This is a genomic window from Granulicella sp. S156 (genome assembly GCF_009766105.1).
Classification (GTDB): domain Bacteria; phylum Acidobacteriota; class Terriglobia; order Terriglobales; family Acidobacteriaceae; genus Granulicella.
Genome location: NZ_LMUH01000022.1, coordinates 134,529 through 157,950 on the forward strand (window position 1 = coordinate 134,529; position 23,422 = coordinate 157,950).

General features: G+C 55.4%; 16 protein-coding genes. 6 read left to right on the top strand and 10 right to left on the bottom strand.

Annotated features, from left to right (window positions below; genetic code table 11):
• The first annotated feature begins 33 nt into the window (after positions 1–33).
• A complete protein-coding gene (locus GSQ91_RS16320) occupies positions 34–1,827 on the top strand; it encodes a hypothetical protein (protein WP_158822825.1) in 1,794 nt (597 codons plus the stop codon).
• Positions 1,828–1,907: 80 nt separating this feature from the next.
• Here the strand turns inward: GSQ91_RS16320 and GSQ91_RS16325 are convergent, their stop codons facing one another.
• Positions 1,908–3,266, bottom strand: a complete 1,359-nt coding sequence (locus GSQ91_RS16325; protein WP_158822826.1) for a trehalase family glycosidase — start codon at positions 3,264–3,266, stop codon at positions 1,908–1,910.
• A gap of 30 nt (positions 3,267–3,296) precedes the next feature.
• Positions 3,297–6,707, bottom strand: a complete 3,411-nt coding sequence (locus GSQ91_RS16330; RefSeq protein ID WP_158822827.1) for a TonB-dependent receptor — start codon at positions 6,705–6,707, stop codon at positions 3,297–3,299.
• Between the two features lie 550 nt (positions 6,708–7,257).
• On the opposite strand from GSQ91_RS16330, the gene GSQ91_RS16335 reads away from it, so the two are divergent.
• Complete coding sequence (locus GSQ91_RS16335; protein WP_158822828.1) at positions 7,258–8,403, top strand: hypothetical protein; 1,146 nt, start codon at positions 7,258–7,260, stop codon at positions 8,401–8,403.
• A 241-nt stretch (positions 8,404–8,644) separates the two neighbouring features.
• Here the strand turns inward: GSQ91_RS16335 and GSQ91_RS16340 are convergent, their stop codons facing one another.
• Positions 8,645–9,307 (bottom strand): TetR/AcrR family transcriptional regulator, encoded by a 663-nt coding sequence (locus GSQ91_RS16340; RefSeq protein WP_158822829.1) that lies wholly within the window; start codon positions 9,305–9,307, stop codon positions 8,645–8,647.
• An 89-nt stretch (positions 9,308–9,396) separates the two neighbouring features.
• On the opposite strand from GSQ91_RS16340, the gene GSQ91_RS16345 reads away from it, so the two are divergent.
• Positions 9,397–10,251: an NADPH-dependent F420 reductase gene (locus GSQ91_RS16345; protein ID WP_256370390.1), complete on the top strand. Its 855-nt coding sequence runs from the start codon at positions 9,397–9,399 to the stop codon at positions 10,249–10,251.
• A gap of 99 nt (positions 10,252–10,350) precedes the next feature.
• Here the strand turns inward: GSQ91_RS16345 and GSQ91_RS16350 are convergent, their stop codons facing one another.
• From GSQ91_RS16350 to GSQ91_RS16360, 3 genes are all read right to left on the bottom strand, one after another.
• Entirely contained in the window at positions 10,351–11,220 is an 870-nt protein-coding gene (locus GSQ91_RS16350; protein ID WP_158822831.1) for an NmrA family NAD(P)-binding protein, read from the bottom strand.
• 59 nt (positions 11,221–11,279) lie between these two features.
• A complete protein-coding gene (locus tag GSQ91_RS16355; protein WP_158822832.1) occupies positions 11,280–13,106 on the bottom strand; it encodes a CocE/NonD family hydrolase in 1,827 nt (608 codons plus the stop codon).
• A gap of 62 nt (positions 13,107–13,168) precedes the next feature.
• Positions 13,169–14,053 (bottom strand): SDR family oxidoreductase, encoded by an 885-nt coding sequence (locus GSQ91_RS16360; protein ID WP_158822833.1) that lies wholly within the window; start codon positions 14,051–14,053, stop codon positions 13,169–13,171.
• 128 nt (positions 14,054–14,181) lie between these two features.
• On the opposite strand from GSQ91_RS16360, the gene GSQ91_RS16365 reads away from it, so the two are divergent.
• On the top strand, positions 14,182–15,153 hold the full coding sequence (locus tag GSQ91_RS16365; RefSeq protein WP_158822834.1) for an AraC family transcriptional regulator: 972 nt from the start codon (positions 14,182–14,184) through the stop codon (positions 15,151–15,153).
• Positions 15,154–15,421: 268 nt separating this feature from the next.
• On the opposite strand, the gene GSQ91_RS16370 is transcribed toward GSQ91_RS16365, so the two are convergent.
• Entirely contained in the window at positions 15,422–16,045 is a 624-nt protein-coding gene (locus GSQ91_RS16370; RefSeq protein ID WP_158822835.1) for a TetR/AcrR family transcriptional regulator, read from the bottom strand.
• 167 nt (positions 16,046–16,212) lie between these two features.
• Here GSQ91_RS16370 and GSQ91_RS16375 point away from each other — a divergent pair, with 167 nt between their 5' ends.
• On the top strand, positions 16,213–17,022 hold the full coding sequence (locus GSQ91_RS16375; protein ID WP_158822836.1) for an SDR family oxidoreductase: 810 nt from the start codon (positions 16,213–16,215) through the stop codon (positions 17,020–17,022).
• Positions 17,023–17,194: 172 nt separating this feature from the next.
• On the opposite strand, the gene GSQ91_RS16380 is transcribed toward GSQ91_RS16375, so the two are convergent.
• From GSQ91_RS16380 to GSQ91_RS16390, 3 genes are all read right to left on the bottom strand, one after another.
• Positions 17,195–18,901 (bottom strand): hypothetical protein, encoded by a 1,707-nt coding sequence (locus GSQ91_RS16380; protein ID WP_158822837.1) that lies wholly within the window; start codon positions 18,899–18,901, stop codon positions 17,195–17,197.
• A gap of 695 nt (positions 18,902–19,596) precedes the next feature.
• Positions 19,597–20,643: a beta-propeller fold lactonase family protein gene (locus GSQ91_RS16385; RefSeq protein ID WP_158822838.1), complete on the bottom strand. Its 1,047-nt coding sequence runs from the start codon at positions 20,641–20,643 to the stop codon at positions 19,597–19,599.
• 9 nt (positions 20,644–20,652) lie between these two features.
• Positions 20,653–22,125 (bottom strand): FAD-binding oxidoreductase, encoded by a 1,473-nt coding sequence (locus GSQ91_RS16390; protein ID WP_158822839.1) that lies wholly within the window; start codon positions 22,123–22,125, stop codon positions 20,653–20,655.
• Between the two features lie 250 nt (positions 22,126–22,375).
• Between GSQ91_RS16390 and GSQ91_RS16395 the strand changes: the two genes are divergently transcribed.
• Entirely contained in the window at positions 22,376–23,416 is a 1,041-nt protein-coding gene (locus tag GSQ91_RS16395; RefSeq protein WP_158822840.1) for a hypothetical protein, read from the top strand.
• The last annotated feature ends 6 nt before the right edge of the window (positions 23,417–23,422 follow it).

The window sequence follows — 23,422 nt, forward strand, 5'->3', positions numbered from 1 at the left end:
TCAGGTCTTCTCGCTAGCTTATGCGTTTTCGCAATGGCAAATGGACGCGCGGATGCGCAGGTGGATGTACTGACTCAACACAACGACAATGCACGCACGGGCACAAACCTGCACGAGACCGTGTTGACACCCGAAAATGTGAACAAGTCGCAGTTCGGCATGCTGTTCAAACGAGTGGTGGACGATCAACTTTATACGCAACCGCTGGTCGTGACCAACGTTACAGTGGGTGGCGGAACACACGACATCGTATATGTGACGACAGTGAACAACAGCGTATATGCGTTCGACGCAAATGATACGGAGGCTACAGCACCAATTTGGCACGTAAACTTCGGGACACCGGCGAACCTGCATAGTGCGAACTTCGGCTGTCTTGATATCAACGGGAAGATGGGAATCATCGGGACGCCAGTAATCGACAAGACGCGAGGCGTACTGTACGTGGTGGCTCTGACCCAGGCGGGCACGGGATTTACTCAACGTCTGCACGAGTTGGATTTGGCTACGGGTGCGGACCTCCCGGCGAGTCCGGCGGTGATCAAGGCTCCGGGTTTCGACGCCTTGATGCAGAATCAGCGTCCGGCGCTGATGCTGGCAAACGGCATGGTCTATGTGGGGTATGCGTCGCACTGCGACAAGGATCCCTACCACGGCTATCTGATGGCATACGACGCACACACCTTGGAGCAGGTGAGCGTCTTCAATACGTCGCCGACAGGGATGGAGGCGAGCATCTGGCAGTCGGGCCAGGGGCCGGCGGCGGACGCTGAGGGTAACGTATATGTGGTGACCGGCAATGGAAGCTGGGATGGGGTGAAGAACTTTAGCGAGAGTTTTCTGAAGCTCACTCCGCGTCTCAAGCTGCTGGACTGGTTCACACCAACGAATCATCTAACTCTGGATAAGAAAGACAACGATCTGAACTCCTCGGGAGCGACGCTAATCCCAGGGACGCACCTGGTGCTGGGCGGCGGCAAGGAAGGCGTGCTGTACACGCTGGATACGCGAAACTTCGGCCACCTTGGAGATGAACATGCGGTGCAGCATTTTCAGGCGACCGCTTCCCATCTGCACAGCCTGGTGTACTGGGTGAGCGCCAAGCAAGGCGCGATGCTGTATGTATGGGGGCAAAGGGACAAGGCGAAGGTCTACAAGTTCACAGGAGAGCGGCTGGCGGAGACACCTGCAATGATGCGTGAAGTTCCGAATGAGGGGCATCCCGGAGCAATGCTGTCGCTCTCGGCGAACGGCGGCAAGGATGGGATTCTCTGGGCGGCGATCCATGCGACGGGTGACTCCTGGCACGAGTCGCGGCCGGGGATTCTGCACGCCTACGACGCCGATGACATTCAGCATGAGCTATGGAACTCCCTTGAAGTGCCAGCGCGGGATGATTGCGGAGAGTATTCGAAGATGGCGCCGCCAACGATCGCAAATGGGAGGGTTTATCTAGCGAGCTTTGGTGCGGAGAACGTAGGGACTGGGCAGTTCTGCGTATACGGGCTACTACCCGCACACGAAGCGACGAGGCTCGCGGCTCCATCAGGGGTAAAGGCCGAGATACAGGGTGGAAAGGTAATACTGACCTGGGACACAATGCCTGGCGCGAATGTGTATCGCGTCGAGCGGACGAGCACGCTCGAGCCGGCGAGAAGGACGGTAGCGATGGGATTGACGACAGCAAAGTTTGCCGAGCCGGCGCCGGAGCGCGGCGAGTCCGTGACCTATACGATCTTCGCAGTCGGAAGGAATGGAGTCAGCCTAGGGGCAGAGGCAGTGAAGATCACGGTGCCGAAGCCGATGTCGACACGCATGCAGCATTGAAGATCTGGGTCGAGTCGGCACTGGGAGTTTCACCCAGGTCTCCTCACAGGACCGGACGTGAGCCTCTCGGCTCAGTCCTTTCAGATCATTTCGAGGACCAGAAGATTCCAGTCCATAAAGCCCTTGTGGCTCAAGGCTGCTCCTGTGTCTGGGTGGTAATACTCATTGAGCGAACCCGACGTCTCCAGGTCCTTCGCTAGAAGTGCAACGGTACTGCTCGCAAGCTTCGCCGCATCGACCGTGCACTTGTAGTTCACGAGCCCCTTCCAGGCAAGGTAGTTGGAGATGATCCAAATAGGACCGAGCCAATTGCTTGGATTACCGCTTCGCTCCACCGAGTACATTCGCTCCGCACGAGAGAGCGTGCGAACACCATACTTCGCTCCAAGGGTGTTTTGATTGCGCAGGTGTTCGACGAGTGAGACGGCCTGATCCTGAGTTGCCAATTCACACCACATGGGAAGAAACCCAGTGAAGGTCTGAATCCGCAATGGCACCGAGTCCCACGACATCGCCATGCCGCGCTTCACCTTTGGAATCAACTCGGCACGCCGGTCTACACATTGGACATCAGCGGTGTAGAAAAACTTGTCGCGTGCATCCCAGCACTCTTTCTGGATGGCAGCGCCAAGCTGCGTCACATCGTGCTGGAACTGACGCTGCTCTTCGCTGCGTCCCAACTGCCGAGCGATCTCCGCAGCAGCCTTTAGGTCCTGATAATAGAGGCAGTTCAGCAGAAGGTTCGCGGAGGAGAAAAATGGTCTGCCAAATGTCGTAGGATCGTTGTCATTTCCGATCGCAACGTCGTCTCCCCAGACATACAGTCCCGTTTTACTGAGATTATTCACGCTCCAGGACCGATAGAACGCAATGAGCTTTGATAGGTAGGGTTCGAACCACTTCGCGTCGCCGGTCTGCTCCGTAATGAGAAGACCTAACTGCGCCATCACGGGCTTGGCCTGATTTTCAATGTGCGGCGTCTTGCCTCGGAGACACCCGAGGGGATCTGGATCGTCCACGGAGATCAGCATAGGTATGCGTCCCTCCGCGGACTGGTGATCAAAGAAGTTGGCAATGCAGCCGCGCGCGTGCTCCGCGACGTCGTGCTTCAGCATGGCGTCGTTCGTAAGCTCTGCTACACGAAAGAGCCCACGCGCTGTCCAGAGCGTATCCCAGTCCCAGAGCGACGTCACATACTCGGCGCCAGGGAGGCTTGGAGAGATGCTTGGCTGGTGCAGCACCCCCATAGGGTTGCGCAGAAGCTTACGCGCATTCGCCGCGAAGTACTGAAGAAGGCGGTCGCGGTCTGTTCGTTCCGACGACGTATCTGAAGCGAGGACAGTTGATCCCCTGTCTTTGAAAGCGGAGGAAAGGAGCAGGCCGCCACTACTGAGCGCGGCCTGCTTGATGATGGTGCGACGTGAAAGGTTGCTCGTCATATCACTTTCATGGGGGTTTCAAGGGGTGCGTTAGAAGGACAGACGGAGGCTGAGCTGCAAGACGCGAGGATCCCAGGTGGAAGTAACTTGGCCAAAGGTGGCGTCGTTAAACCCGCCATCTACGTTTTGGAATTGTGTGTGATTGAACGTATTGTAGGAATCTGCGCGGAACTGCAGTTCCGTTCCCTTGCGATTGAGGGCAAACGTTTTAAAGAGCGCAAGGCTCCATTCATCGCGCCCCGGCAAGCGAATACTATTACGTCTCGAATCTCCGAAAGAAAGTGCGGCAGGAGTTGCAAAAGAATTCGTGCTGATCCACGCCAGTCGGGAGTGGAGGTATTTGACCGGCGCCACTAGATTGGGGCGCTCGGTTGTGCCTCCGCCCAAACCGACATTGTCGAAGCCTAATGTCGGGGTGAATGGCATTCCGCTCTTCATGGCGGTCACTCCAGAAATCTGCCAGCCCCCCAGCGCTTGACGGGCAAACCCGTTGGACAAGTTATTTCCGAAAGGCACCTTATAGATGTAGGTCGCGTTGAACACATTCGTTTGATCCAGATCGCTGGGCCCGTAGTCGAATCTTGGGTCAAAGGGATTGGAAATGGACCCTGAAGTCAGTTGTTGCTCTACGGTTTGCACATTCATGGCCTTGGACCAGGTATAGGCCAGTTGCAGGCTCAGGCCGTGCATGTTTTCCGTACGCAGGGTCGTCTGCAACGAATTGTAATTGGCATTGGCACTCGTTTCCTGCTGTGTAATGCCGCTGTATCCCGGATAGATACGATCGAAATTTGCGTTGTAGGTTCCCGCCGCTATCGCTAACCGGTGAGGATCGTTTAGGGGCACGGTGTCAATGCTGCGCTCCATATATTGGTGCCAACTCGCATTGCCCACATATCCAATCGTAAACACCGAGTTGCCCATGAGTTGCTGCTCTATGCCAAAACTGTATTGTGCCGTCTCCGGAGTGGGATAGTTGTAGGCAAGGCTTGTAAGCCCAGCGGGTAAGATGGGGAACGCGCTGGTCGTCTGCCCGTTGATTGTGTTGGTCTCCGGGTTCGAGAAATAGACGTTGTTTACGCTCGGACTGTTGGAGAACGGTGGATTCGACTGCGCGGCATTGTAAATACTCCCTTGCGCGACCTGATCGAAGAATATGCCGGCCCCGCTGCGGAGGATTGTCTTGCCGTTTCCAAACAGATCATAGGCAAAGCCAATCCGGGGCTCGAATGTGCCCCAATAGTTCTTCCCCAACGCGCTTGGGAATCCGTTGCGGCCAGCGAGTTCAATGCCATTCAAATAGAACGGAACATTCGACAAGGCAACTCCGGGTACTGTCGAAACTCCTGGGCTGCTCGCACTGATGCTGCCGTCGCTATTGAAGACGGGCGCGTTCGAAAAGTTGTAGCTGGAGGGAATGAAGTTGGAGACACGATCATATTTTTCATAGGGACGGGGCAACGCCTCGTAGCGGAGGCCAAGGTTCAAGGTCAGACGCCGCTTGAAACGCCAGTCGTCCATCGCATAGACCCCTGCAAAGTTTTCCCGATAATGTCTCCTGTCTTGCAACTCCGCTTCGGAATAGCTATCCGCCGTGCCCAGGACCATATCGGCGAAGCCGTTCCCCGGTACACTCGTCGAGCCGTTTGCTGCATATCCGGCTGTATAGCTCCCTCCGAAGTAGTAGTTCCCTTCGGTGTCGCCGCCAACGACCTGGTTCTTTGTGTAGTGCAGAAATGAGGCTCCGAATTTGAAGTTATGCGCTCCCTTCGTCCACGAGAGGTCGTCGCGCTCGGTGTAGCCGAGACCGTCATTGTTATAGGGAAGAAATCCCGGCTGGTAGGAGTTGTTAAATGGCTGGCCGATGGACAACGTAGGCAGCCTGTTGGTCGGATCGTTGCCAGGAAAGAATTTATTGACCGTCCATCCGGACGGGATCTTGTAAGTACCGCTAATGCCGTAATAAAGCGCGTCGGCGTCGAAGTCGGATCCCACCACATTGATCAGGTTAGGACTGAAGATGTACGTCATCTGAATAACTGAGTTATAGACAGGCGATCTCAACGGAAATCCGACCGTGGGAACACCGCCGAAAATGCCTGGAAAGAACTGCGAATCGGCATCGTGGATGAAGTGCCCCATGAGCGCAATCTTATCGTTCACTTTTTCATCGATGCGCACGACATCCTCGCGTAGAAAGACTGTTTGGTTCGCGCTGGTGATATATTGATTTCCCGAATTGGGGAGTGGCAGAGCCCCTGTCCCTAAAAATAATTGAACATTCGGGTCGAGAAGAGAGCCGGGGATCTTGTTACCCGGAAATGGCTGTCCTGGAACAAGTCCGAGCGCGGTAAACTGAGCCAACTTGGCCGGATCTCCGACGTTGGGAACATAAATTGGCCTTGTTAGCGCGCTAAAATCGCCGTTCCGTTCCGCAGCCGTGGGAACGGTGCTGTTGGACACTCCGCCTAATACAATTCGGCGGTCCTCTTCGTTGACGAAGAAGAATGTCTTAGATCGATCGGCGTTGTAATGGCCAGGGATAAAGAGTGGCCCGCTCAGGTTTCCACCAAAGGTGTTGAAACGTAGTTCGGGCTTCGGTGTGCCCGATAGGTTAGAAAAATAGTTGTTCGCGTCGAGCGCGTCGTTTCGCAGATACTCCCACAGTGCGCCATGGAACGGACGAGCACCAGACTTGAGCACCATGGAGATGGTGCCGCCGGAGCCGAAGCCATAGTCTGCGGTGTAGTTGCTGGACAGCACCCTAAACTCGGCAATCGCGTCGGGTGAGGGTGCTACGTTCAGGTCGCCGGCGTCGCCGCGATCGTAAGCTTCACCGCCATCGATCATCCAGCGGTTGTTGGCTGGCCCCATTCCATTGAAACTAGGGGAAAGGCTCGAGGTCTGCGTAGGGATGACAAAGTCTGACGCATTCGAGGTGACACCGGGCCCGAGAGCAGTCAACCCGACCACATTGCGCCCGTTAATATCAAGCTGCGAAACCTGGTCGCCCGAAATCAGGTAGCTTATTGCGTTCGAATCGGACTGAACCTGTAGCGCGTTAGCGGTAACAGTAATGCTCTGCTCAACCGAACCAGATTCCATCTTGATATCTATGCGGACGGTGTCGTTGACGTTCAAAGGAATCCCGGTCGTCGTAAATTCCTTAAAGCCCTGCTTTTTGCACTTTATGGTGTATGTCCCGATACTCAGACCGGGTGCGTTGAAATCGCCACTACCATTCGTTTCCAGTGTTCGGCCGATGCCGGTGGCGCTATTGGTGATCACGACGCTTGCCCCAGGAACAATAGCTCCCGTAGAGTCAGTGACCGTGCCTACAATCGCGGTTTGCCCTTGCCCGTAGGAAAGTCGCGGCAGAACGAGGAAGAGGGCGAAGAACAGAACTGTCCATATAGAGCGTGATGCTTTCAACTGCAACATGTTGCCTCCAATAACTGAGAGCGCCTCGCAGATTCTTGCTGCCTGAGACCACTCGCAGTTCCTGATCCTTGGCATGACGCTCATTGAGAATGAGCGTCGAGCTTCTCGTTGATGATGTTGGAGCTACTGTGGTCCCAACCTCATGCTTTATTTCATGTGAGAAACTATTTCCGGATCAACTTTGCATTCAGCAGGTTGAACAATGGAGTTGTCAATACCGCTACGGTAGCTCCAGCGTTCGATACCTCTGAATGGGTTTGTTACATGTCGCAAACTATTGATAGGAGGGCAGTTCTTTGAATAAAGTAGCGAGCCGTATCAAGCGTGTGCTACGTTCAGATCTCCGAATCTTCGGCTGGGAGAAAATGAGACTATGCCGTCGGCTGGGTCAGTGATAGGTGCCTGGCACCCGAAGACCGAGAGCGAAAGGCAGCTCGTGCGTTCGCAACTCGAAAGGCTTGTTAGCGACAGCAGATTCACTGCTAGTAAACGCTATCCGGGCATGCTCCAGTACATCGTGGAGCAGACTCTTCGGGAAAACGAAGATAGCTTGAAAGAGCGAACGATCGGGATAGAGGTATTTCATCGTCCGCCGGATTACGACACCAATCTCGATCCTGTCGTGCGTCTTTGCGCCGTAGAGGTCAGGAAGCGGCTCGTCCAGTACTATCAGTCATCAGCGCATGCGAACGAACTAAGGATCGAATTGAATCCGGGATCCTATGTTCCCGTATTCTCGGAACCTCCATCGGATGCGCACATCCTTCAAACGCCTCTCGCGAACGTTCCCTCGATCCAAACGCCTCCTTCGGATGTTCCATCTATCCAGATGCTCCCTGCGGATGTTCCCTCTATCGCAGAGCCTGTGAGCCAGTCCAAGCGGACAGAAAAAATCTATTGGCCGGCAGGTTTGATAGTTTCTGGTCTGATCGTCGTCATAGTGGCCTTGGGCGCTCGATATGGGAGGCAGTTCAACAAACAACGATCAGCACTCGAAGAAGTCTGGTCTCCGTTGCTCACCAGCAGCAAGCCTATCTTGCTCTGCGTGGGTGGAACCAAGATGGCTACTCTTGCGGGTACCCAACTGATTGAGCTCCAGAGCGGGGCCGATGATGACGCGTTTCTTCAGCCGTTCGCGAACAGGAACGACTTTGTTCCTTTTTCTGATGTTCAGGTACTCAGCAGATTCTCGTCTCTGGCCGACGCTCACGGACAGGCTTTCAGGGTTCAGAATTCTCGGACGACCGTTTCCTCTCAGCTTCGTGAAGGGCCGGTTGTTCTGATTGGAGCGCTTAACAATGACTGGACGCTGAACAGAACGTCCTCACTCAGGTTTCACTTTCAAAGGCCCGTGGACTCGAATCCGGTTTATTGGATCGCAGACACTCAGCACCCCGAATCACACGCGTGGCAAGTCAACGCACAGGCACGGGCAAGTGATGTTCTCAAAGATTATGCGATAGCCGCCCGCTTCACAGACGAAGGCACCGGCCAGATAGTTCTGGTCGCGGCGGGAATTACGGGCAGCGGGACTAGGGCCGCCGGTGAGTTCCTGACCGATGAGGCAGCGCTGAAACAGTTGGCGGACAGCGCCGGCGCCGACTGGGGTAAGAAGAACTTTGAAGTCGTCCTTAGCGCGCAGGTAGTCAACGGGATGCAGGGCAAACCGACTGTGGAAGCCAAAACATTTTGGTGAACCGAGTCGTGAACGAGATGAACAACGCGCAATAGCCCAGCCAACTTACTGAAATCAGCATGCGGATTACTGCCGCAAAGTGCGTTTTTCGTTTCTAATCCGCACGTCTCGGACGTTCCTCCTGTCGCAGCGTCGCCTGCGTGTACATCTCAAGCGTGATCCTGTCGGCGGCTACGGATGCCTCTTCGCCCTTACGGGCATCGAAACAGTTTAGGTAGCTCCCAGCTTTGTACTCGGTTACTTATTCGCCGTTGGCTGTGAGCAACTTCCACATAGTTTTGGAAGCCAAACGTGCATGCGTCTTGATTGTCTCTGAGTTTGCATTTACGAGGCCGTGTAGAACCTCCTCGTAAATGCCAGCGCGTAGCAACGCCTCATAGAGAGCAGCATCTTGTGTTGCATCTCTTTTTGTCCAGGATCTTCTTCGAGCAATGCTCCTGAGATAGGCGACCAAAATGCCTGTCCTGCCCCGCGCGACATTTTTATGATACTGCCGGCCCAAGTCCGGGAATCGGTCGGCGTCCCGCGTCACGACGCGATAGAGCGCCAGCTGTTCCTCTGAGAGCAAATGCCGAAGATATTCTCGGCCGGCTTCCATGAGACCGCGTTGCGTTGCCTCACGGAACCAGGCGAATCGCTCCGCAATCACCGGATCGGGGGGGAGTTCATTTGAAAGAAGATGGTCGGTACAAGCCGCGATCATCACGTTGCTGAAAAGTTCGTCCTTGTTAGCGAAGTGACTGTAGATTGTCTTGACGGAGACTCCTGCAGATTTTGCAATCGCATCCATGGATGCCCCGGCAAATCCGTCGCGCAGGAAATGGTCATGGGCAGCAAGCACGATCGCGCGATCCTTCTCGGCGACCATGGCCGCTTTGGATGTGCGCTTTGCCCCCGTCCTCATTGATGCTTCTCCGCCCTTGATCAAGGATATACAACATTCGCTGAATCTACAACGATCGTTTCCTCATCTAGGAAAACGTACGTTGTCGCATACGTGCGGGACATTCGTCCCATGATCAAAGCCACACAGGAGAAAACATGAAGATCGGGATCATAGGAGCGGGCAATATCGGATCAGCACTCGCCGGATACTTCCACAAACTACAGCACACCGTATTGATTGCAAACTCGCGCGGCCCGGAGACGCTTTCCAAAGTCGCTCAGGAAACTGGCGCTACTCCCGTCAACATCTCGGGGGTCGCGAAAGGAGTCGATCTGCTCGTCATCGCCATTCCGATGAAGAACGTTCCGTCGCTCCCAAATGACCTGCTCGCCAATCTGCCTGTGGCATCGCCGATCATCGACACCGGAAATTACTATCCTCTTCGCGACGGTCACATTACCGAGATGGATAAAGGTATGGTCGAGAGCGAGTGGACCTCGCACATATTGGGGCGCCCTGTCATCAAGGCATTCAACAACATCGTAGCGGATAGTCTTCTTCACAAAGGTCTCCCGAAAGGATCGAAGAACCGCATTGCTCTTCCGGTATCAGGAGATGATGTCAGGGCTAAGCAACTCGTGATCTCTCTACTGGATCAGATGGGCTTCGATGCCATGGATGCAGGCCCGCTCTCCGAATCCTGGCACTATCAGCCCGGGACGCCAGCTTACTGCCCTGATCCCACCATCCGACAGCTGCCATCCCTGTTAAAGCGAGCCAATCGAGATAAAGCACCAGCGAGTCGTGATCAGGCAGCGAAGATGATGGCGAAGCTTCCTGCTGACTTTCCGCCACAAGAGTTGGTAAGGGTCGCGCGGCTTTCCGCTGGCTTGGATATTTTGAAGCCGAGAAGCTGGATTGCGTTGCTGCGTTTGGTGTTTACAGTTCTGTGGCCGTTTTGATCAGTAAAGCGCAAGTTAGTTTGTCGAGATGGCGTGGTCAGGCAACCGAAGTATGCTCTTGCTCTCGCTTCGGCTCGGTACTGCGAAGCTTGGTCGCGCTTAGCTGGCTCTCTTGGTCAGCGACCTCACGGCCGTGATCAGATCAATCGTCCCTTTGACGTGTTCGGTGCCGGGCACTCCAAAGTCGATCCACCTGGAGTTAAAGCTGTCGGTCATCTCGATGTAGGCGCCAGAACGGTCCGCTGGCATACCGCGCTGAGCCAAGGCATCGACCCACGTCTCTCGCGGAACCGCAACGCCGGTGACCGGTCGATCGAGAGCCTTTTCCAGAGCAGCCGCCACATCATTCGGAGAATAGTAAGTCGGCCCTGAGATCTCAATAAATCGGTTCCCCTGCCAGGTCTGAAGCAGGGTCTCAGCGCCGATTCGGCCAATGTCTTCTGTGGCAACCAGCGGAATAGGATCTTCCAGGGGTTGGTAGAACGCGAAGTACTTGCCAGTAGTGCGGGCGGTCGGAATGCTGTGCAAGATGTTTTCCATAAATGATCCGGCGCGAAGGAACGCGCTCGAAACCCCAGTGCTGCCAAGCTCCTCCTCGAGAAGATGAGCGGTCGTAACAGCACCCAGGCCTGAGGTCTTCTCGCCTCCAATAGAGGAAAGGAAAACGGCTCGGGGAGGCTTGGCGGCGAGAACGGCTTTCTTGATCGCAGCAATCCGGGCGACGCTGTCTGGAAATCCGGGGGCGGGAACCACATCGGGCGGAATCATGCAAAAAACACCTTCGACTCCCGTAAAGGCGGCGGCAAGGTGGTCATCGTAGTTGGCAGTCACAACCTCAACGCCCTTATCTTTCCAAGACTGCGTCTTCGAATTGTCACGGACGATGCCACGAACCTTCTTTCCATGCTGGAGGAGAGTGTTTGCGACCGCGCCGCCTACATTACCGGAGATTCCCATAACTGCGAACATGTGTGTTGTCCTCTTCTTCAATTTGAATTTGCGGAGTCACCACGCAGCCGGACTATGCATCAATGCCTGCGCGGACTCAACGGCAGCAACAGGTAAGAAGCCTGCCCCCCGCCGGTTGCAACAGTGTTTGTGCCTCCATAGAGAACCGGGTCACGATTCGGATGCGCCGCGTAAAAGAGACCTGGGTTGGTTGAAAACGGAAGTTCATAGTCTTTGCCTGGCACGATCTTGGCGTTGGACGGATATTGCCAATCCTTGCCCTGGATACTTAAGGCCAACTGGTAGCCTTTCGGTACGACAACGCTGGTAGGCCAGGCGAAATTGACATCCACTTCGTAAATCTGGCCAGGCGCCATCGGCTCTGTCTCTGTCTGAGGGTGGTAAGAGTCGTAGCTCGTAGACTTCGCCGGATCGACAGCGCGGCGAGAGACCCTCAGGAATCCCTGGTCTATGGGGACATGCGGATCGGTATTGCCGGTGAAGGTTATCTCTTGCCCTTCAGGATCGATCAAGTGCAAGGCTGCGAAGATGTCCATGTCGGCTGTGGAAGATCGAACCCACAGTTTGAGCGCCACCGGCCCAGTGAACTCGACGTCTTCGTTGAATGGTTTTGTCTTGAAGGTCAGGCCGTCGCCCATTGCCGCATACGACTTCTCGGTTGCGGCTGACCCGTTTTTTCCCGAGCCCATTTCGCCATCGTCAGCATCGAGGTAGTAGCGTGTCCATTGCGTCTCCGGCAACGGCCATGCGGCATCTGTTTTCCAAAAAGTGCCATCCGGACGCCTGACCTGCACTGAAACCAGAGGCTCTTTGTCCCACCCATCCTTTGCGCCTTTCAGGAAATGATCGAAGAAATGTTTTTGGAGCTCGAAAGACTCTTCTGAGTAGAAGGGCGTCAGATGATCGCCAGTTTCGATCCGCAGCCACTTTGACTTGCTGGCTGCGGCCCTATAGCCAACAGTGCTCCAGTCCTCCCAGTTGGCAACACATAACAGCGGGACGGTGATGTGGCTGCCATCGGGTGTTCGCTCGTGATAGAAGGCTTCATCATAAGGGTGGCTCACCCAGGCATCGAGCGGCGCGATGCGATTCTGTTTCAACAGTTCCGCGGACAAGGCTTCACCGGTTGTCCGTTGACCATTGACCATATCTTTGAGAGGCGATTCACCGTTTCCATTCTGATCGGGGACTACCTGGTGGTCCCACCAGAATTTCCATGCGGGATTGAGTATTCCACCGTAGAAGGCGATTTCACGGTAGTAATCGAAGGCCCCATCCCATGGCAGGATAGCGGCGAGCCCTTCGGGCTGCCGCGCTGCGACCATCCACTGATTGATGGCCTGGTAAGAGGTTCCTATCAAGCCGACCTTACCGGAACTCCAGGTCTGATGAGCTGCCCAGGTAATCAGCGTTGCGTAATCGTCGATCTCCCGAGGCGAAAAGGGGTCGAGCATACCTGGAGAACTGCCAGCGCCACGAGAGTCGGCATCGATCACGACATAACCTTGCGGAACCCAGCGCTCGGGGTCGGCCACCTCAAAGCGCAGGTAACGACAGGATGACTTCTTGCAGAGATCCGGGTACTTTGCGATCAGCCTTGCCCATGAAGCCTTGTACGCTGGAACCGAATCCATCCGGCTGTCCTTGCCGTAAGGCCCCATAGACATCAGCACCGGATAGTGCCCGGGTTTCTCTGGGCGATAGATGTTGACGCGCAACGCAACGCCATCCGTCATCGTGACGGGCACATTGTGCTCGAAGAGCATCCCCGGCACGCCGCTGTCAACGCGCTCGGCAAGTGTTGATTCCACCGACCCGAGGATGAAAACCAAGGAGAGGATAGACAACAGAATTCGGTGAATGAAGAAGCTTTTTCTATAACTCATCGGGAATGTCCTTGTAGTTTGGGGCGTGACTTTCCACGCATATCCACGCATGAAAAACTCACCTATCGGGCGAGTTCCAAATCGGCGATCAAACCTTGCCCCGTCGGGTTCCATCCCAATGCTTCTTTTGTTTTCGTGCTGGATGCCTGGAAATCGGCGCTCACGAAGTAAGCAAGAAAACCGAAGTGGGATGCCGCTTCCTCTGGAGTCTTCGAGACAGCAGGAACGTTTACCAGCCGCCCGATTGCCTCAGCGATCGCCCGCAATGCGATACCATCCTCGGCGATCGCGTGGTACCGACTTCCCGGTGCTCCTTTTTCAAGCGCCAGCCTGAAGAGCTGCGCAGCATCCCGACGATGCACTGCCGGCCAGCGGTTGAGTCCGTCCTGCACGTATGCCGCCCCCCCCGTCTGGCGCGCCAGGGCGATCATTCTGGTGACGAGACCCTGCTTCGTTCGATCATGAACAACAGGAGGAAGCCGGATGATGCTTGATCGGACGTTCTCCGTCGCCAACGCAAGAGCCTTTTCCTCCGATGGCATACGGACCGCTCCAAGAGAATGGGGGTCTCCCGCGTCGTCTTCGTTGGTTGGGCGTCCCGGTGAAAGCAAACCAATTGCGGAGGTGATGACCAAGGGCATGCCTGTTCCCGAGAGGGCTTCGCCGAACACCTCTACAGCACGCCTGTCCATTTCAGCGGCAGCCGCAACCTGCGACCAGTCGTGATTGTAGGCTGTGTGGATCACGCCGTCGCACTCTAAGGCGGCTAGGGAAAGGCCTTTCGGGTCTGACAAGTCTCCTCGGTGGACTTCGGCTCCCATTCGCTTCAGCGCATCGACTGCCGCGTCGTTTCGAGCAAGACCAAGCACCTGATGGCCTGCTCCAATCAACTCTTCTACAACCGCTGAACCGACAAAGCCAGTAGCGCCAGTGACGAAAATCCGCATATTTCCTCCCGTAGATTTCGCAGTCCCCTTGGGCTGTTCTGCGAACCACTTTCCTCACAATATGCGGTCTTTGGCATACGATCTATGTTAGGGCGTTCGCATTACTAGCTCGATCGTACGGAGATTTTATGGACCCGCTGTCGGATGTTCTGTCGTTACTGAAGCCACGCACTTACGTGTCCGGTGGTTTCGACGTGGGGGGAGAATGGGCAATCCAGTTCCCTCAAAAGGAGGGCATCAAATGCTACGCGGTCGTTTCGGGTGCATGTTGGCTCTCGGTGGAAGGTGTTCCTGACGCTGTGCATCTTCAGACAGGGGATTGTTTCCTGTTGCCGACCGGCCGGCCTTTACGCCTTGCAAGCGACCTGACACTTGCCCCGATCAACGCCTCCGCGTTTTACGCGAGCGGGCGAAACGGCGGCATCGTCTCCCTCAATGGTGGCGGCAGTTGCCTCATCGTCGGCGGCCACTTCACGCTCACAGGCGGTCACGCCCGCATTCTGTTGGGCGCGTTGCCACCCATCGTGCATCTCCAGACGGAATCGGATAAGGCAGCACTGCGTTGGTCTCTTGAGCGCATGAGGCAGGAGTTGCGCGAGCAACGACCAGGTGGAGTTCTGGTCACGCAACAGCTCGCCTACATGATGCTCGTTCAGGCGCTACGACTACATCTGGAAGGGGGCGGAGGCGGTGTCGGATGGATGTTCGCCTTAACGGACAAGCAGCTTAGCTTGGCGATGAACGCAATGCATGAGAATCCAGCCCATCGCTGGACGTTGCAAACACTGGCGGAACGCGCCGGCATGTCCCGAACGATCTTCACCCTCCGGTTCAAAAAGACAGTCGGCTCATCCCCAATGGAATACCTGACGCGCTGGCGTATGTTGCTCGCCGGCGACAGGCTGCAACATACTACCGACGCTGTCGCTGAGATTGCTCTTTCGTTGGGTTACGAATCTGAGAGCGCCTTTAGCAAAGCTTTCAAGCGGGTCATGGGTTGTTCGCCGCGCCAGTACGCCCGCGGGTGCAACCCATCTTCTGCTTTACTTGGCTCGCGGGAAACTTCATCCACCAGTCAACTCGAACTTGTCGTGGATTGATGCACATCGTTATCGCCCTTTAGTGCATTACTTTCTGCAGGCAGATGAAGAAATTTTACGAGTCCATCGTGAAACACGTCGAGGAGTATTGCTCTCTGACCTCACCACTCCAATTACGAGCAAGCACGCGAATAGCCCTTCGCTTCGCGAAGCTCACGCACCCCAGGTCCTCTGCCGTGCTGAAGCGGAGTTTCAAATCATTTACCCCTAACAAACCATGTGGACGGGCAAGCCCGTTTCTGCCGCGCCAATACTGAATGGCTAAAGCCTATTTAGGCCAGGATGCCATCGCCATCTCAATGACCTGATTCAACTCTCTCGCTGCTGCGCCATTCGCAGCCTGTACGGAAAGGCCCGTCACGACGGAGGTGAAGTACTCCGCCATGACGGCGGTGTTCGCGTTCGGTGGTAGCTCGCCCTTTCGCTTCCCCTGTTCCAAACGTTTCTGCAACTTCTTCGTGGCCTGCCGTTGCAATCCGGCCAGTTCGTCGCGAAGCTCCTGCGTGTCGGCACTCCCCGTCAGCGCGCCCTGCACAAGAAAGCAGACCTTCGGCTCATCGGCCTGCGCATTCAACCCACGTGCGAGCCGTAAGCAAGCCTCGACAGACTCACGCGACGTGGGCTGGTTCAACGCTTCCTCATACACCTTTGTCGCCTGCTCCGCATAGGCCACCATGGCCCGTCGAAACAGCTCGACTTTGTCTCCGAAGTTCGCATAGAGCGTTGGCTTGCTCATACCCGTGGCTTTCGTCAGATCGGTGTACGAGGTTCCGTCGAAGCCCTGCTTCCAGAACAGAAGCATCGCTTCATGCAGCGCGGCTTCTCGGTCGAAACCGCGGGGACGTCCGGGGCCGCGTCGTTTCTCTGGCTGCACGTATGTCTCGCTTTTCATCCAGCTATTGGACTCCCGGGAAGACACTTCGCTTCATTTCCTAACGAACAGTAAAATTATTGCATCCCTGTGCCTCCCTGCACATCCTTTACCGTACGGTAGGAAATTGTGGCTCCCGATGGAGCCTAGATATCCTCCGTGACCCTATCTTCTAAAGGAGCTTTTCATTGAGTCAGGTTACCCCGAGTCCCCTTGGGACAGCAGTTGTCACCGGCGCATCTTCCGGCATCGGTAAGGTGTACGCGGACCGCCTTGCGGCACGTGGCTATGATCTTCTTCTCATTGCGCGCCGCGGAGACCGCCTCGCCGCGCTTGCCACCGAGTTGCAGGACCGCTTCCCAATCCGTGTCGAGGTTCTGGTGGCCGACCTTGCGCATCCGGACGGTCTGGCCGAGGCGACGCGGAAGATCAGCGCCGACTCCGCCATTACGCTTCTGGTCAATAACGCAGGCACCTCAAGTGTGGAACCTGTGGCTCAGACCTCCGCTGAAACCATTGCCAAGCTTGTCGCCCTCAATGTAACGGCGCTCACAGTGCTCACAAGTGCGGTTCTGCCTCGCTTTCTGGAGCGGAATGCAGGCACGATCGTGAATGTCGGTTCCGTGGTCGGTTTCACCGGCTACCCATGGGTGCCTATTTACGGAGGAACCAAGGCTTACGTGCTCAACTTCACGCAAGGGCTGAAACAGCAATTGGCGGAGACCGCCATCCGCCTTCAGTACGTCGCTCCTTCAGGGACTGTCTCGGAGATCTGGGACGTCATGGGAGTCCCGATGTCCAGCCTTGGTGAGGGTGTGCTGATGGATACGGAAGCTTGTGTGGATGCTGCCCTGAGAGGCTTGGATGATGGGGAGTTCATCACTGCACCTTCCGTGCACGATGAGTCCCTGATCCGGAACTTCGAGGAGGCGTCTACGACTTTGCTCGCAGCAACACAACAGTCGCAGCCAGCGCCCCGATACTCTCCTCGCGGGTGATCTGGAAAATAAGTTCAAACGTTTCCGAGGGCGCCCAGGTCCTCGGAAACGCGCTGCACGTCACTTATCTCCCAATGATGGCAAATCGGCATCAACGTCCCGGTACCCGTTGAGACTGCGATGCAACGCGGGACTTCTTCCGGATTGCCGACGCTCCAGCCCCTTTCGTGAACTACTTCTCACCTACAGCGCGATAGCGAATCGCAGCGGGATATCCCGCCACTACGCTCTCTAATTCGTGGCCATTCGGAAGCTTTGTCATGCCAAGATCGCGAAAACGCACATGAGCCTCCGTGAGGCGCTCTTTTGCCGAGTCGTCGAAATAGAGGGTGCTGAACTCGTACTCTTGGCCGGAGTTCCGCAAATCACGCAGTTGATGGCGCAAGGTCAGGCTCGCTCGTGCCTCCCAATTGAATCTGACTGTAGCGACGATGGCTGCGTTGAAGAACAGCAAAACAAAGAGTGCCCAGGTCAGCCTGACCTGAAGGCGCGAAGAGCTCTCCCTGAAGGTGAACAACATGGGAATGATCGGCAGTAGCCATAACTGCGGCCCATACCTCGGCCACCAGGAATCCTTACTGAGGAGCAGCGAAGCAACGATCGTAGCCAAAACCAGGATCATCATCCAGCGAGAGGATGAATCGAGTTTGAACAGCAGCCAAATGCCTAAGCCGACGGAGAGCAGAAAGCAGCCGCTGAAGAAAGGACCGAGAGCGGCGATGCGGGGGTCTTGATAGGTATAGCTGTAGAGATCGTGAAGGTGTGCCGTAAAGGGCCACATCAAAGAGGCGTTCTTGCCTTCACGATAGGGCTGATTCCCCGGCCGGCCGAAGACAGAGTATGCGAACCGTACGGGAAGCATACGCCCAACCATATTCTTCGGCGTTTCGTATTTTTCATTTCCATCTTCACCTTGCTGCACCAGGCTCGGATAATTCGCCGATCCAAGTATGGGATAGAAAGGCTGGTGCCGGTACAGCGTATTGGTCACATAGGGGTTGTAACCCCAGAGGCAGGTGCCGAGAACAAGCGTTCCGACCGTTAGGCAGGCGAGTCGTACCAGCGATCGGCGTGCTTTGAAAAGACACCAAAGTCCTGCTGCTGCGAGCAGAAAGCATAAATAAACCAGTCCAGTTAATTTCGTGTTGATACAGACAATGGATGCCGCCACTCCGGCAGCAATCACCACCGGACGTGGTCGACGAAGGACGGTCATGGTTGCGGCGACTGTCAAAACCAGGGAAGACGCCATTAGCCCATCCACCAAAAAGGTAGGGAGCTCGCAGAGGACGACGGGGTTGATTGCCACTACGGTTGCAATTGCAAATGCGCGGCCACGACGCAAGCCACCGTCCAGGCATGCTGCCAGCGTCCCGAAGAATGCTGCAGCAAACATTAGCCAGTTAATACATTTGCCCCACTCGATTCGACCCGTTGTAGCGTAAATCGTGGCCGCGGCAAACCAGGGCCCCTTGGCGTAGTGCCGTAACCACAGCTCCCGTCCGGCGGCAAAGGTTCGCATCGGCTCTGAGAGAGGGTTCCAATCGCGGGCAATGTTGATGATCCCTGACTGGTGATACCACTCTCCGTCCCAGGAGAAGTCATAAAAAAATGCCGAAAGCAGAAGGGCCAAAGCGAGCAAAACCAGGACAAGGCCGACAGGCCACCAGCCCATCCTGCCCGGTAACCCTTCTCTCCGTGCCAGCCAATATGCGCTTAGCAAAGCTGCCATCAGCGCTATCGGAGCGATGAGAGCAAATCCCGCGCGGCCTGCCACCAGGCTGGCCATTGCACCTAGTTGCAGAAAACACAGGAAGGCGGCAACTGTGGCTGAGGTGACCCAACAAACGCTTGCAAGGGACGCATTGCTTTTAGACACCAGCCCTCCTATTTCCAGCAATCTCGTACAGTCCGCCGGAAACCCCATGGTACCGTGAAGCCTCGCCTCAAAAGGCACTCCCTATGGATGCCCATAGTCCTTCATAGCTGGTGATCCCCTGTAATTCTGAACACCTTCCGGCCAACTCACTCATTGAGTAACTCCGCGACTCGTCACCAATTTGCAGCAGGGCAGCGTACAAGACTTGAGTTGTATCGTCCTGGTTGGAATGGGGATTTCGCAGAAAGCAAAAGGGCGACATCTCTTTCGAGATCCCGCCCTCTACTTCCGATTTATCGAAGACCCGGTTCGGCTTCCGGATCGCAACTTACCGTTACTGCGGAACCACCTGGGAGAGTGAGCCTCTCAGCTCGCAGTCACCATGTGCTTACACTGTCTCAATCGTTGCAAGAGATTATTCGGTTCCGCCTCGGAGCTTTCAGTTGCCTGAGTGCTTCGCGAGTTCCGTTCCTGGTTCTCGTGGTGGCGACCGTCTCTTCTCTCTCCTACTGGAAGATCTCTCCTCCGTTGAATTGAAGAGTACTCGCAATCTCGCGGAATACAAGTAGCTCAAGCAAATATTGCAGCGTGGAAATAGAGTGCTCAATGTTGAAATTGAGTACTGAATTCCACTGGCACACTCGACAAGAAGACCCGTAAACCGGCCATGGCTGGATTCGGCGGGAAAACCACACTCACGTTCTGAGGACACAGCGAAAGGGGAGGTCTACGGGTATATGCCTTAGGCTCAGGTCGTCCAAACTCATGCAAGCCAATTCATTGCCAAAACCTAGCAGGATGGAATTGTGTCCAGGGACCATCGATGTCACTGCTCCTGGAATGTTCACGGAACTAAGTAGTCGAAGTTGGCCCGTGTTGCCGTGCCAGAGATAAAGGCCCAGACGCTTTTCTCTCTCAACCATTAGCATCGAGCGGCGCTGTTGAAAGGCCATTGCCCGACCCTGCAAACTTTCACGCAGTTCACCCACCGCGCCTCGCAGCGAATCATATGGATACACGCAGATCGACTCGTTCAGACGATTCGAGACGGCAACAAACGATCCAGTCGGATGGACGGCAATCGTAGAAGGGCCCGCACCGGAGGGCATCTGATTTCGCTTGTGCAGATTCAGAGTTCCATCAGATGTTGAGAGGACATGTATACGGTCGGTTCCAAGATCCGCCGCCACGATATGACCACTGTTGTCAAAGCACGCATGCTGCGGATGGGAACTTTCCTGCTGCGCCAGATCGACGCTGCTTCCAGTCTCCTTCACGACTCCTCGAATGCAGCCCAGCAAGCCCTTACGGTCGATGTCAAACAGATTGTAGGATCCACCGCCATGGGCGGGAACTATGGCATAGGCTCCGTCAGGAGAAACTGCAATCGATCGCGGAAGAGTCGCAGAAAGCGATAGCCGTATCCTTTGAACCAAAGAGAGACGACCATCTTTCCCGATCGCGAATACGGTGACAGATCCGCATGGAAGCCCCTGAAATTCCTGGAGCTCGTTGGTGGCATACAGTATCGGGGCGAAGGGGTGACGCGCAAGACAACTCGGAGCTTCGCACGCAACCTCCTGCAAGGGAATCCACTTCTCCTGTTCGATAGCGAAGACATGTATGGCATCCGACGTCCCAAGGTACGCATGCCTTTCGCTAGGTATCGAAGCTGGCATAGGTGCCACGCGAAATCCCACCGGGGCGAGAGCCACCATCTTTAGAAATTCTCGACGATACATTGCTCTTCCTTATGAGCGAACAGACATCGCGTGGTGAAAAATATTGTTGGGATCATAGCGACGCTTCACCGTTTGTAGAAATGCGTAGTTACTCTCGCCGTAGTAGAGCTGTGGCCAATAGTTGTACTGCAGCATGTCCACATCAGGATAATTGATGTAGCACCCCTCGTAATGTTTGCTCCAGTACGGTGTTCCCGCGTGTTGTGGGTCTGTGTTCTGACCAGAATAAAGCTCTTCGTAAAACTGGGCGAGCCATTTGGTCTGAGCAGCATCTTCTTCTGGTTTTTCCCAATACGTCAACGGCTGCAACTTGATAATGGAATCACGTTGCGGCACCGCCGTCTGTTCCGCCATCTCTTTCCGATTCACAGCACCTCCGTAGGAGTGCGCATCGAAGCTCGCCTCGTGCAGGCTCGTACCCCCTACATCTTTTGTCAGGTATTTATAAATGATCGCGGCCTCGGTCGGGGTGAAACCTCGTCGCATGCGAGTCGACTTGTACTTCCCTCTCCGATTGACTGCATTGCCTGCAGACATGGCGCAGGCATTCAACCAATCGCTCTGCTTAATGGACGGACGGGCAGTACTCCCTCCGGTCTCACTGCTCCACTGGCTGAATAGATCCAGGTACTCCCACATCACACTGAGGTCGCGGCACGTTCCGTCCGGATTACAGAATTGCACAGACACGCTGAATTTCCCCGCCGACCGATGCGAGAGTTCGAGTACCGAATACATACCCCATGTATCTCGTTCCTGCCCACGGGACTCCCAATATTTACCAAAGGTCATTAGGATGCGCGTCAACTTCTCAAGGGTCATGTCATTCCACGAAAAAGAAATGCTTGCCTGAGCAACTTCCCGAGGAGCCATCGGCAGGGTGGCAAATTCGAAGCCGGTAATCAGCCCAAAACTCGCGCCACCTGCACCACGGCACGCACGAAATAGATCCGAGTGATTTTCAGCGTCGGCGCGGATCGGTACGACCCTTCCGTGGCGGTCTACCGTAAGAATGTTCACAGCAGTCACCCAGTCACAGCTAAGGCCGTGAAGCCGTGAAAGAGGTCCATAGCCTCCCCCGCTAATGTGACCTCCCGCACCTACGGTACCGCATACTCCTCCAGGCAGCGTCACGCCATAACGCTTGTATAGCGCTTCATAGCCATTCCACAACTGCACACCCGAGCCGAGGTGAAAGGTACCATTCGAGGCATCGCGATCTACCCGAGAGAGCGCACTAACATCCAGAATCGCACCCCCGGGATTATTCACGACAAAATCTTCATAGCAGTGGCCACCGCTGCGAACAGTGGGACGCAATCCGGCTGTGACTACTTGTTGCAGGGCAACTGCTGCATCCTCAGCATCTTCGCAGAGAAGAATACGCTGGGCTGCATCAGCATCATGCGAAGGCCACCGCAAATTGTGACCACGACGGAGAGCGGGATACCGTGGATCGCTGCGGGTTACGGTAACGGTCATAGGCGCTATCAGAGGCTCCGGTTCGATGCCGGAGGATTCTAGCCCTGCAGGACATCCAATCAATAAGATGCTCCGAGAGTTGCAAAAGCTGTCGACACAACTTTAGTGCAGGTAGTGCCGCAGGTTGCCTGTCCTCGGCAGTAAGCCTGAAATCTTAAGATCAAGGTACATGAGCCTCTAATTTAGTAACGGGAGAATAGGTGTCTGTGACCAATATTATTGGTCACAGCACCGCCGCGCAGGAAAAGGTATGAACCTTCGCCGCGCTAAAATCAAAGGAACATCGGAGAATGAGAGCTTGCGTTGCGCCCCTTGTCGTCTTGCAGTCCTCCATCTGTTGTTTTTGGGGGCAAGCCTCGGCTCCCAGGCTCAGGAGGCACAAAAGCCAGATCCTGCAGTTTTGCCGGCAGCGCCCTCACTCGATCAGGTGCCGAGGGTTCCAGGCCTGACCGAACTCCTGCACGGCGTCAACTTTGGGTTTACCGTCTCCGGCGTTCATGACTCTTCTATAGGGTGGTACAGCGTAGCCACTCCGGCAATAAGCTACACCTTTTCAGCCCACTACTCTGCCGATGCGAGCTTGTCGATCTACCCCTATCGTCTCGCCCCCCAACAGGCAACGCCGGGATCCAACGAATCACTGGCCGTAGCCCTGGGCGACCTGGGGGATACCTGGATCGCGGTGCATGCCAACTTCAATCCACGGCACCTGCAAAATACAGCCACAGTCTCGATGACAGTTCCCACTGGAAACCGGTCGGATGAACTCTCAACGGGCAGGGTCACCTTTGACCTCAGCGATCACATCGAACGCTATTTTGGAAAGACCGGTGTCCTGCTGGACCTCGGAGGCGGTGATTCATCTGGCCTTTTCAACCGACTGGTCACACAGGACTACACCTCTCTTGGACCCATCGCTCACTTCCAGACCGGTTTGGTTTTCTGGCTGCCGGGTAGAACTTACATTGAGTCTCTAGCCTATGAACAGCTTCCGATCGGCGACCAGAAGGTATACACAACATTGAACATCCCGGGCGGGCCAGGCTCACCCGTAGGTCCGAGTGTCACGGTGGTTTCGGGTCGCAATGTGAGCGAAGACAACGGCTTCACCACTGCCGTGGGTATTCCGTTAACCCCTCACGTCACGTTCTCCAGCTACTACAACCGTAGCCTGCGGCTGCATCTCGATACAGTCTCCGTGGGAATGACTTTTGTCTTCAAAGGGACACCGCTCAAAAGAAGGATGTCTTTGATCGACCGCGCCCTGCTTGAGGGCGAGCGCACGAAATGATCCCGG